The following is a 12024-nucleotide window of genomic DNA, read 5'->3' as shown; positions in this document are numbered from 1 at the left end:
ACCGGTCTGTCTCAAGCCCGAAAGAGGGTCCAGGACGGACGCTGACCCGGCTCTGAGCCACCGGAACGTCCGGGGCGTGGTTCATCACAGACAAATCAGCGATATTGGACACGTCACAAATACGAATCGCTCAGCTTAGGAGGGAGTGTTCAGTATGGAGAGCATGTATTCAGCAGGGACAAGACGTGGATCCTGCTCAGCCACAAGCGTAATGATCTCCAAGGCATGCTTACGGTCTTCCCACGCCCCTTGCTCGAGCAAAGATGTTGCCAGGATGACCCTGAATTCGGTTCCGTATCGTGTCGCATCCCGATACAGGCTCACATCATACACAGACTTCAGCCACTTGAGCGCTTCGCCAGGGCGCCCCGAGCAAGATGCGGCTCGTGCGAAGAGTGCAACACGAATGTGGCCTCTCACATTGTTGCGTCCGGACAGGTATCGATTTGCTTTTCCTGTTTGGATCCATCGCGATACCATCTCCCTTCCCGCGTCTGTCCCATGACAAGCAACCACAGCAGCCGTCAGGGACACGATATCGGCATTCCTCGCTTGTAATGACGACTCCAAGTCTTCGTCCAGTGTCGCAGGGTCCAGCAGCTGCACCTTCAAGAAATCTCCGAGCGGAGGACCTGGTGGAGGCATAGCTGTCTTCATCAACTGTTTCTGCCCGCGCACCTCGAACAAGCCGATCGAATAGATGGGTATCGGAGTGGGATCTCCACGATCCACAACGGCAGCATAAAGATCATCCGCATCCGGGACAACGGACACCTCGACTTTGCCCGTTAACAATGAGCAGGTTGGCGCGAACACCTCAAGCGCATCCTTCGTGACACACCAATTCGAAAGCCGGTGGTTGGATCCAATACCGGGAATCACATCAGCGTATCTATCCGCGTCCTGCCGCGAAATCACAGCGGCTTCTACCAGGATATCGAGATAATCGGCATACAGCATGTTTGTAAGCCGTGCGATATCAAATTCCTGGTTGGCGTACAACCAATCTTCCATGATGCCGTCTCGCTGCCCTTGCTGGGCGGACGCATCCAGTGCTGTGCTCATACACAGGACGGCGATGGTAAAGGCAGCAAACGTTTTCCTGACGAGCATCATGAGTTAAAACCGAATGGATAAATGCGCGGTCGGATTCGCTCCCGGGCCGGGAAGAAAAGCCATTTTTACGTCCATTTTACGATTTCTACCTGCCAGTTCACCTCCGGTCATTCGTCGGAAGATGGGAAAGCCCGAATAGGCATCGTATACATTGTATGCATAGAACGCAGTGGTCATTCCAAACATTATTGTCAGTTGACTCCTAGACGCATTTCTTTGTGATCGTATTCCGCCGCTGCAGGAAGATGCCCGTTCACACTTTGCCCAATCGTACGTGTATCGCGCAAGCAACAATCCGTTCGCCGCCGCGAGTGCATATCCCGTGTACTTGAATATCTCCGCCTTATTGTCTTCGCCCTTGTAGGATTGACCGCGACCCGGAAACATCAATGATTGTTTGACTGCCGTCATGGGATCCAATTCTTGATAGTATTGCAACCGGGCGCCGGGCAGTGGTATCTGCCTGAGCGTCAACGTCGGAATGCCTTCTACTTGAGAACTGAAGGCAAAATGAAGCCTCCCGCTCCCCATGGCGACAGCTACTTCCTTGCTCTGGCTTGCCTGTTCAAAGGCAGCCAGCGTCGCCAGTCTTGACTCGTCCAGTTCATTGGCAAGAAAAGCGGACACATTCGCGATTTTCACTGGAAAACCGGGCGTTCGATCCACATAGACGATGGCGAGTCCATCCTCTGATGGAATCCATGCCGGGCCGGAGCCCTCCGACGGGACCACGTTTTTCACGACGCGATCCGCATTGAGTGCGTTCTTCAATAAGCGCCCTCCTGCAATCTCTCTCCGGCCGTCTCTGTCCACCCGGGTAAGAACATCGAACAACACAATATCCTGCAGCTGACTGTCCTCCGTGGTTTCCACGAGTCGCCTGGCAGATACATAGGCGGATACATACCTGCCGGATGGAGACCAAGACGGTTTATAGAGTGCGTAGCCATCCAACTCGCCCGATATTTTCACCGGTGAAATGTCAGCTGACACCATGTTTCCCACATCTAGTAAAACATAGATGGCACGTTCTCCGTCCGCCCTGTTTTCAGCGCGATATACGAGATAGTCCTTGTTCCATTTATCCCCTTTATTCCATTCCGGAGAGGACTCATATTGATCATTATTTGTAATCCGATGCCATTCAAGGAATCCGCCTGTCACTGTCAGGTGGTCAATATCAAAAGGGTTGCTCACAAATAACTCGACGGTCGGCTGACCTGCAGCAGACCGTACACCCATGGTGGCGACGAGTCGACTCCCGTCAGCCGACCAGTCCAATTCCGAGACGGGGCCAGGGGCAGGAAGAGGAATCGCACGGGGGAGGATCAGTGCATCCTCAGCTGATAGTCCGTTTACGTATGCCTGTTTGGATCCCGTTTCTTTCGTGATGGATACAAACGCGAACCAGCGCACTCCTTCCGGATCGACGACCGGCCGCCATCTGAACGAACTGTCATAGCGACGCTGATTCACACCTTCCATGGTCTCAAAGAGTCCTCCGAATACGGACTCTTCAGCAGATGGGACTTGCTGTCCGTCGTCAATGTCCAGATCCAACTCGGTACCGGACGGCAAGCGCAACACGATGGACTTGGCGTCCACGGTTTGGCGCGCAAATGCAATCAGGGACGGATCATCTGGCGCCATGGCAGGAGCAGAGACCTGACCGACGGGCTCCTGCGCATGACTTTGCCTACTGGTACTTGTACAAACAATTACCAGTAACAGGAATCCACACCATCTGTATACAGATCTGATTAGCATAGGAACTGACCTTGTTATTATCGCTGAAGTTCTTTTTCCAACTGGACAATGGTGTCAAGCATGCTGGTAAACTCCTCGCTTGCACGGAATTCATCTTCCAGATTGGCTCGGAACGAAGCAAAATTGGTGAGTGTCATCGTGGCATAGTTGGGATCCATGGTTGCTTTATATCTGAGATACGCGGACTGACCCTGGTAGTAATCGATGCGTGCCCGATATTGGGCCCGATTCCCTCCGCTGACAGGAATGTTCGGCATGAGCCCCCGCACTTCATTGAGGTAGTAATCAACGGAATCGGGCTGTGATACCAGGAAATACAGAACGGCCAGGTTCAAGCTCGCGGAGTATTCGTCTTCTGAGCCTCCACGGACTTTCCAGAACGCCCGCCGGGCTGTTTCAAAATCACGGGCCGCCATTTTCGCGTCACCGATGGAGTACAATTGCCTTATCCATTCTGTTTTACCCTGGGAATCAGGGGGAGGGGCCTGCTTAAGCACATTTTCCACATCAGCGGAAAGTCCAGTTGAGCCGTCGTCGTCCAACTGTTCTTGCAACACTATCGGGGGTAGATTCAACCTCGCTCCTGGCTCGACACGTACAGGACGATCGGGGTTCGATGTTGCCGTCAGGTAGCCGGGTTTCCGGGCAACCCAGGAATACACGCCTGGATCAAGCTCAACCGTTCCAGCCGATACGTCGTATTCAGCCCCTGTTTGTGCGTTCTTGAATGTAATTCTGACATCTGAATCGGCCGATATCCGAACTTCAGCCTTGGGATCCTCTTCCTCGACAACATCCGACACTTCATCACTGCGAACAGGCTTTGAGGAATCAGGACCGCTGCTCTCTTCCACTTCTGTCGAACCAAGGATGACCTCCACAACCTCTTGCTCCGGAGGTGGGGATATTATGACAGGTTCCGGTTCTACCGACCCGTCTTCGGCCGGCTTGTCAGCAATGGGGCGGTCATCTTCTTCCCTGCCGGACGCATAGTGCTCGCCCAGGACCTCGCTCAGTTGACGGTCTTGGTTTTCACCAGAGTCAGTCAGGTCCGGTCTTTTATCGGAATTGCTGCATGAACTCAATACCAAGCACGTGATCAGAATGCCAGGCAACCACATGCGGCTGATGTTTGTAGTGGAATGTCTCATAATCAACCTTCCACTTTAACTTTGCCGGGGCCGTAGGCATTCGGAACTGCTTTCAATGAGTCAGCTCCGACGGTCTGGAAATACAAAGTCGTACCGATTTCAATCATCATCGCACGGACAACAAACTTGCCCCCCTCTACCTTGGCAACTGCTGTCCCTACTTCCCGGAAGTTTTCACCCCTTGCCGTGAACGTGTACTCGCCGTCCTCCGGAATCTGCCACTCATAAATGACGGCAATTGCTCCTTCGGCCAGGGAGTCCGTCTCAAGAAGCATTCCAGCACCCTCAATCTCGGCGCCGTACGCCGGCTGTCCTTCGGCTCCAAGGATGACACCTATCGTGGCAGCCACGCCCTCCAATGGGTCTGAAGATTCCAATGTGGCCGATGATGCTCCGCAGCCGCAAAGGAAAAGCAGCCCGGCCATACCAAACCAGCGGGCGTGTTTGAGGATGAAATGCATGGTCTGTCGGATTGGATCGTGGGTAAACACATGCAGTCGTCCTTGCCTTTGCCAGGCGTCGCGGAAAATCCTATCGGATAATCAGCCGCCTTGACCGGATTGTCTGGACGCCCCCGGTATCCTCACGAAAATCAAGTCGATGGAAGGATGCCCCCCACTTCATCCCCACTATTGGAAAATCGATTTCATACTCATGATGCCTCCGAACGAGCAGGTCCTCGATAGCTCGGTTCAGGTCTGCGGGCCCAGAGGCAAAATTGGGGGAACCGCCGGTCTGCTTTATGTGATGGGCAACCAGTACTTCACTGGGTGGGGTCCAGTAATAGAGCGTCCCCTCCTCGGTCAACCGCGAAACGACCCGCGTCTTCTCCTCATCCAGTGGACCGGTGTGCCACCCGTCCGACAGCACGACCGTCAAGTCGGGCCGGGGCAAAGCATTGCGGTCGACAGCCGCATGGATTGCTCCGTACAAGTCCGTGATGGAACCAACGGGACGCGCCCAGAACGCAGCCGGCCCAGGAGGCGTCGAGCAGACCATTCGTTCCGCAAAGCGGCATAACTGGAACGACAATTCCGCATCCACGCCGGCCAGTCGAGATTGGAGCGAATCAACCTTAACACGATGTTTGTCCTCGCGAACACTTTGACTGGCGTCCAGAAGCAAAACCACGAGCACCTTCTTGGATGTACTCTTTACGTTCCGGACGATCACCGGAACCGGCGCGCCATCCACAAGCACTTTGCCGTGGATGGGATGTGCATCCGGGACGCCACTGAACCGGAACGCCCCCAAATTCGACAACCGGACACGGACGCGTTTCTCCAATCGATCCACCCCGAGAACGGAAATATCCGGCTGGCGGGCTGCTGCAACGTTGGAGTCAACCACCAACGTAAACAAGATCACACCTATGATTCCGAACCCATTGAACCGACCCACTGTCATGCGCCCGCCTACGGTGTCTGTGTTGTATCTGCGCTCACGTCGGTCTCCTTGTAATCCATTGATTCTCCCAGCACTTCCAACAATCTGCGCTCCTCGTTGACGGCACTCGTATCCTGAACAGTCTGCGTCGTATCCGAAGCAGTTCTGGATGGAACGAGCCGCACAATCCGGTCCCGTTCCGACACAACAGCCGCGATGCCCAGCACCACAGCCACCAGAATAATCACCCATCGAGTGCGCCTGGCCTTTCTTTTCCTGTAGAAATCGTCCAGTCGCACGGTGGCATCTCCATCGTACCGGTCGGTCTTGGCCGGCCGGACGATACCGTACACACAGCACGCGACGGAAACGTTGTCATTGCTGCCGGCTTCCAGTGCTGCGTCGACCAGGACCCCCGTAAGCTCCGGCTCGTCTCGGTACATCTGCACCAGATGTGCGGTGGACGCATGGTCGATCACGCCGTGAAATCCATCGCTGCTGGCCAACAGGACCCACTCCGGATCCCAGTCATCGTACACCCGAACATCCGGTTTCCAGTCTCCACCTCCATCAAGTACGCGGGACAGCGCATGTCGATACGGACTGGTCCGGGCTTCGTCCTCCGTCATGCGTCCTTCACGGACGGCTTCTGCCACCATGGAGTGATCATCGGTCAGTTGTACACAACGCCCGTCGCTGGTAATCACACAGATCCTGGAATCACCGATGTGCGCTACATAAAGGCGATGCCCGACAAGGAACGCCAATGAGAGGGTCGTTCCCATTCCGCTGGCTTCCTCATTTTCGCGCGAATAGGCGGCAATCCGTCGATCAATTCGAAAGAAAAGATCTATCAGGTCTTCCCGCGCGACGTCTGTTGCGTGGTTCGGCTCGGCAGGCAAGGACCGCCAGAAAGCCTCCACTTCCTCGATGGCAATTTCCGATGCGATTTCTCCGCACGCAGCACCACCCATCCCGTCGGCTACAGCCAGAATTGCTGCGTTTCCTTGTGGATGAACCCTGGCAAATGCCGCATCCTCGTTGGAGGACCTGCGACCTTGCCTCGAGAGAATGGACGTTGTCAGCGCGTTCTGCATTCCGACTATACGTTGGTCTTCGCGTACGTCAGCCTGACCTCTATTTCGCCAAACGTGATCACGTCGCCATCACTGATGGCTACCTGGCCACCCACATCCATGGGCTGACCGTTCACGAGCGTAGGATTCTTGTTGACAGAGGCGTAGTTGGTCAATACGAATCGCCCATTCACGAATGCCAACTTGGCCTGCTTTCTGCTGATGGTAGGTGCCGAAAGCATGATGGATTCGAATGGTTGTCCCTTTTCACGGCCAATATGAAACTCGTGACCGGCACCGGAGCGACCACTTTCCGACGCGGGAACCAACAACGGTATTTCCTTCCCTTTGTCGGGACCACCGACAAACTCAAGTTGACCCAGGATCTTGAGGGTTTTCTGCGGAACGTACATCTCGAATGCCGACCCTCGTACGAGATCGCCATCCAGTTTGACCGTCGGATCTTCTGGCCCAATTGTCGGGGAAGGCTTGACCTCTCGAACTGGAGCGGGTGCGGCAGCCGATGCTGGTACGCGTGATCGCCGTCCTTTACTGCCGCTCTTGGTTTGATAGAACACAAACCCGACTACCAACAGGGCCAAAACACCAACGCCGGCCCAAATCAGGTACGGCCGCATAACCCAATATCGCGTGGACTCGTGGATGACGGGAATATCCAATCCATTGTCCAATGTGAACATGTTTACAATTCCCTCAACGACGTACTGTCGACCGATCTTCAATCCCTTGGTCGTTCGAACCGTAACCGTGTTCCCAAACTCGTCTGTGAGTACGAAATATTCGAACGTCGGCGATCCGATGTCATGGACTGTTCTCGCCCAACCATTCAATTTGACGAATTCGCTTTCGTATTCGTCAAGACAATCCTCAATCAAGGAGAAACGCTGCGGCTCGGTTATGTAACACGTCTGTGCTGCGGAATCCGGTGCAAATGCAGCCCCGCACAGGGCAAGGGTGACGATCATGAACAGTGTGGGTAGGTAGTTGCGCATTGTTTTCCTTGTTGCGTTACTGTGGGCAATTGCTCGTAGACCGAATCCGGTCTATCTCTGTTATGACATCCGACATCAGAGCCGGACGCTGGATTGGATCCTTCTCCAACATGGAGGCCACCAAATCCACGTAAGCTTCCGGGACATCGGGACCGACAATGTCCGGTACGACCTCCTCAACATGCTGTTTGAGCACAACCAGCGGATTCTGATTGTTGAACGGGGGGCTGCCCATACTCAATGTCCACGCCAGAACACCGAGAGAATAGATATCTGTCCGGTGGTCAACGGGTTTACTGTTGGCCTGCTCGGGACTCATGAATCGGGGTGAACCGACGAGCGTGCCGGTGAGCGTCCGCGCTGACATGAACTCGTGGCGCGCCACGCCGAAATCTATCAGACGTACATCGAGTGGGTCTGTTGAAACCACCATTACGTTGTCAGGCTTCACATCACGATGGGTGATCCCTATCTCATGCGCCTCCCGGAGTGCTGTAGCAATGAGCTTGAGCAACTGAGACGCATCGCAAAAGGGCAACGCCCCGTTTTGCGCAAGAAGGCGCTCCAGGCCCAATCCTTGCAGTTTTTCCATGCAGATGAATGATCGCCCCGAATCCGCCAGTTCCCCGTATTCGAATACTTTCACCACTTTTGTCTCGGAGCCCGACGCCTCATTGATGCGAGCAATGGCTGCCCCCTCTTGCTTGAACTTGACTACCAGGTCTTCATCCCCTTCCAGTGACGGCAGCAATACTTTCAAGATGCAGGTGCCCCACCGCGTATGCTCCGCCTCATAGATGGTGGCCATGCCCCCTACGGCCACCTGCCGGATGATTCGATACCCAGCTGCGGCAGGGTTGTGAACGGCCCATTCTTGGTCAACCTCCTCCGCCTCTGTCGGCAAATCCAATGAGATCTCGGCAACGGGTACTACGTAGTCTTCGATCGCTTCCGGTTCCAGGCTCGGCGCGCGTCGCTTGAGACTCAGTACAAACGCTGTGCCTCCCAACACGATGATGAAAACGGCCAGAATCGGCCACAGGAATTCCGTTCTGTCTGACGAGGATCGACCGCCACCCCCTCCCCCTCCAGCACTCAGCCCTGCTGCAGGCTCCTTGTCCGATGGCAACGCCATAGTGGGGGTGTCATCAACGCCAGAATCATTGGCTCGCGCTGACAGACGGACCACTCGGGTAAAAACAGACACCTCATTCACATCCAGTGTATGGTTGGTCTTTGTGCCCGTTGGCGTCAGGACGCCGAGTTCGTACGTTCCCGGCCGAAGCAGATGATAAAAGGAGGCAATACCATCCGGGTCGGTCACCACGGATTCCACAATCACGCCAGCCGAAGAGAGCACGACGGTATCGCCGGCAGCCGTCCCGTGCACAATCAACGTACGGATCTGCTGTCCGGCTGCGGGTGCAACCAAACAGAAGCAAAAGAACCCGATCGCTGCAATCCGCATCATCGACCCGAGAAATAGTTCGTGTCGAAATCCACTGTCATACCGACATCAATCCGTGTCATCCGCCGAGCCAAAAAGACTCGGGCCAGCGGACCGACCCGTCCCCTGACGATGCCCTCACCAACAATCCTGCCGTCTGATCGCCTGAACACCACGGGCTGACCGACATGGAGACCAAACATATCGGCATCCGATACCAAGATCTCGTCTCCGCGCACGACCTCTACCACCGGAAATCCGATTTCCGCATTACGCGAAACCGTGACCGTCAGCGGGACTATCCGCTTGAAATCGTTGAACTCCGGGGCCGCTCCCTGGATATGCATTACGACATCGTATATCCCCTCTTCGTCCGGCAATTGGACGGACGTAGAGAGTTGTTGCGAGCGAACCCTGAGTTGACGTGATGCTGCTTCCTGAACATTGACACCGTCCCGATAGATCTGTGTTGTCACGTCCAGGACATCAGGCATGCGAGCTTCCCCGGAAAATCGGAAATTCATGGGCAAAGCCATTCGGGGTCTGACGACCTGCCCGGCTATGCTGAGCTCTGTTCGAATACTGGACACAGCCAATACGCGCCCCAGGAAACGCCCCGTTCCCGATGATCCGGTGATCATTTCGACAAGGACCCGATACGCGCCGCTCCCGGACAACGCAAGGGACCGCTGATCTATTTCGGCCCTCTGCGGGGACCAGGTTTCAATCGGACTTCCGTTGGCATCCTGTACCTGGATTCGATTGATTCCAACCTCACTGGACACCAGGAGCGATACGTCGGATACGGTTCCGTCCGCCGTAAACTCCATGACCTCCGTCGTGCCTGCAGCGACCATGGCTTCCGTGCGTGCAAGCATGGTCGACCGTCCATCCTTTACCCCCCATTCGGCGAACGCGCCAGTCAGTTCGAATGCGCGACTCGCGTGGCGATACGTTCCACATCCCGAATCCGCCGAAATGCGTGAAAGCAGTGCACTGTTCACGTCCGATCCCAGCCCGACCGTATCAATGCACCATCCATTCTGACGGTATGCCAGCGCCTCATCGTTGTACGAACCCTGGCCGTCGGTCAGCAGGACCACACGCCCAATACCCGGAGCCATCACACCCGTGGCACCGGCCAGCGCCCGACCGATGTCCGTCCCACCCTCTGCATTTACGCGACGCATGGCTTGTTGTATGACCTCCTCGGCCCCTTGCGAAAGCGTTGGTGGCACGATGGTCTGGACTTGCGTGTCGAAGTCAACAACCGCCAGCGACGTATTCCCGGGAAGCAGACGTGCGGCCACCTGGACGGAGGCCGTTCGTGCATTCCGCGGGTCGTTCTGTCGCATGCTGCCCGAAGAGTCGATGATGTAGACGACCTCTGCCGTCGAGGGGGTTGGCAGGGTTGGCGTTCCGGTCAGGATGCGAACGTTGTCGAGTACGACGGTAACGGGAAGCACACCCTTCGCAACCGAAATGCGAATCCGAACCACTTTTCCCTGAAGTCCCGACACATCGATGTTGTTGATTCGGGTAAGCCCTCCAACACCACCGGACGGGTTGACATTGGCACCGTACCCGCTGGCCGGAACGAATGAGCTGTAGTCGAACCTCCCTGAACCCTCAAAGACCTGGAATTCAACGGCGACATCGACGTCACTGTACGGTGGTGTTCGAATGTCGAACGTCAACTCGGTGGCCGTTTGGGGTACATACACGAGGTCACTCGTCAATGCGGATCTTACGTCCGTACGGAGCCATATCTCACCGTTCCGTACGTTCGCGGTCACCAATCCTTGGCTGAAATGCCTGCCCCATCCAGGAATCCAGGACGTGACAGATACGTTTTCGTAGCCATATTCGAACGAACCATTTTCAACCCACTGAGGGCCGATTTCGGAGCTACCGAAGCGCCAATCAGCCCGTGGCCCGTTCTGGGGCTGCTTGCGACCACTACCTCCTCCAAGTCTGGAATGCCGATATCCGTCCGGAATGGAAGCATCGGAAATGGACGCAATGTAGCGGTGAACGACGCCTATATGACTCATGGGTAGATTCCTGGATCTACCCTTCTCCTTCTCCTTGTATTCCTCGTGCGTCCAATCATGGTTGACAGTGGCCTGTACGGGGCGGCCATTCAACGCATATGTGAACCCCTCTCTTTGCAGATAGCTCAATACCGCCAAAGACGGGCGGCGACCCGAAACATATGCCAACCCCGCTCTCTTGATGAGATCCAGCGCCGTCGAAGACAGGCAACCAGCGGTCCCTTGATCCTGTGTGGTAATCAGATCTGATTGAACGCCCCGCTTAAGATTATTTATCTGATAGTAGGTGTCGTAATAGGTATTTCCCCGCCACGCGATTACCCCCCTGTTTCTTTCGTCCTGCCTGTTCGCGTAGGACCGCGGCGGGTATGCCCTGTCGCCCAGTCCGATATCACCGTTCAAGTCAAAATCATCCCAACCACACAGATATCCCCAATCATGAGGATCCAGAAAGGTCACGTGATCGATATTCGCACCCACGTCATAGTTAAGCAGTCGCCGAACGGCTTGACTGTTGACTACCGTGCCGCGTGAGTGTCCAATGAAATGCATGGGCTGCGAAATATTGTACTCCCCCCTGTAGTAGCCGAGTACAAGAGCGTTTGCCAGTGCGGCTGCTTCCGCAGAGGACATGCCCGTGGCATTCTCATTGCTTGCCTCAATCCATGGGTACAGGAGGATGACCTCATCTGCTGCCGTGTCGTGCGCATTGCACGTGCCCCCTGCGTCCCTTTCAAGCGCTACATCTGCGCCCATGAGCAATTCATCGCACAGCAGGGGGTGATGCGGCGAAAAGTGAAAGGACCGCTCATCATACATGCGGATGGAATACGTGAATCCTCGAGACTTGGCATTTTCACCGATGGCCACCGCCATTTCAAGCATCCAGGGAAGCTGCTTATTCTTGTCCAAAGCGTTTCCGCTTGTGATCTTGGACGGGCTCAATCCATGCGTGATGACCGTGATTCCAGCCTGTTGTGCATCGGCTTCGGTCAGGCCCACGGAGAGCAGCAA

9 protein-coding genes are annotated in these 12024 nt (G+C 55.3%); all 9 read right to left on the bottom strand.

The genetic code is table 11. From position 1 onward, the window contains the following. Positions 1-135: 135 nt before the first annotated feature. Positions 136-1116 (bottom strand): hypothetical protein, encoded by a 981-nt coding sequence (locus tag RIE53_02655; GenBank protein MEQ9103578.1) that lies wholly within the window; start codon positions 1114-1116, stop codon positions 136-138. A 3-nt stretch (positions 1117-1119) separates the two neighbouring features. Next, the gene (locus tag RIE53_02650) at positions 1120-2766 is read right to left on the bottom strand and encodes a hypothetical protein (protein ID MEQ9103577.1); all 1647 of its coding nucleotides are present in this window, start codon (positions 2764-2766) and stop codon (positions 1120-1122) included. 134 nt (positions 2767-2900) lie between these two features. Continuing rightward, positions 2901-4004: a carboxypeptidase-like regulatory domain-containing protein gene (locus tag RIE53_02645; protein MEQ9103576.1), complete on the bottom strand. Its 1104-nt coding sequence runs from the start codon at positions 4002-4004 to the stop codon at positions 2901-2903. A 32-nt stretch (positions 4005-4036) separates the two neighbouring features. After that, positions 4037-4495 (bottom strand): hypothetical protein, encoded by a 459-nt coding sequence (locus RIE53_02640; GenBank protein ID MEQ9103575.1) that lies wholly within the window; start codon positions 4493-4495, stop codon positions 4037-4039. 70 nt (positions 4496-4565) lie between these two features. Further along, positions 4566-5396 (bottom strand): hypothetical protein, encoded by an 831-nt coding sequence (locus tag RIE53_02635; GenBank protein ID MEQ9103574.1) that lies wholly within the window; start codon positions 5394-5396, stop codon positions 4566-4568. A 53-nt stretch (positions 5397-5449) separates the two neighbouring features. Then, positions 5450-6517, bottom strand: a complete 1068-nt coding sequence (locus tag RIE53_02630) for a protein phosphatase 2C domain-containing protein (GenBank protein MEQ9103573.1) — start codon at positions 6515-6517, stop codon at positions 5450-5452. A gap of 5 nt (positions 6518-6522) precedes the next feature. Further along, entirely contained in the window at positions 6523-7482 is a 960-nt protein-coding gene (locus RIE53_02625) for an FHA domain-containing protein (protein ID MEQ9103572.1), read from the bottom strand. A 43-nt stretch (positions 7483-7525) separates the two neighbouring features. Beyond that, complete coding sequence (locus RIE53_02620) at positions 7526-8980, bottom strand: protein kinase (GenBank protein MEQ9103571.1); 1455 nt, start codon at positions 8978-8980, stop codon at positions 7526-7528. Next, complete coding sequence (locus RIE53_02615) at positions 8977-12024, bottom strand: vWA domain-containing protein (protein MEQ9103570.1); 3048 nt, start codon at positions 12022-12024, stop codon at positions 8977-8979. Before RIE53_02615 ends, RIE53_02620 begins: the two co-directional genes overlap by 4 nt.

It is taken from the genome of Rhodothermales bacterium, assembly GCA_040221055.1.
Taxonomy (GTDB): Bacteria; Bacteroidota; Rhodothermia; order Rhodothermales; family UBA10348; genus 1-14-0-65-60-17.
The sequence above is the reverse complement of the archived record's forward strand: the minus strand, read 5'-3'. Positions and strand labels throughout refer to the sequence as shown.

Coding starts and splice junctions, on each gene's coding strand:
- RIE53_02655 (MEQ9103578.1), bottom strand. CDS start 1,116: ATGATGCTCGTCAGGAAAACGTTTGCTGCCTTTACCATCGCCGTCCTG.
- RIE53_02650 (MEQ9103577.1), bottom strand. CDS start 2,766: ATGGCGCCAGATGATCCGTCCCTGATTGCATTTGCGCGCCAAACCGTG.
- RIE53_02645 (MEQ9103576.1), bottom strand. CDS start 4,004: ATGTGGTTGCCTGGCATTCTGATCACGTGCTTGGTATTGAGTTCATGC.
- RIE53_02640 (MEQ9103575.1), bottom strand. CDS start 4,495: ATGCATTTCATCCTCAAACACGCCCGCTGGTTTGGTATGGCCGGGCTG.
- RIE53_02630 (MEQ9103573.1), bottom strand. CDS start 6,517: ATGCAGAACGCGCTGACAACGTCCATTCTCTCGAGGCAAGGTCGCAGG.
- RIE53_02625 (MEQ9103572.1), bottom strand. CDS start 7,482: ATGATCGTCACCCTTGCCCTGTGCGGGGCTGCATTTGCACCGGATTCC.
- RIE53_02620 (MEQ9103571.1), bottom strand. CDS start 8,980: ATGATGCGGATTGCAGCGATCGGGTTCTTTTGCTTCTGTTTGGTTGCA.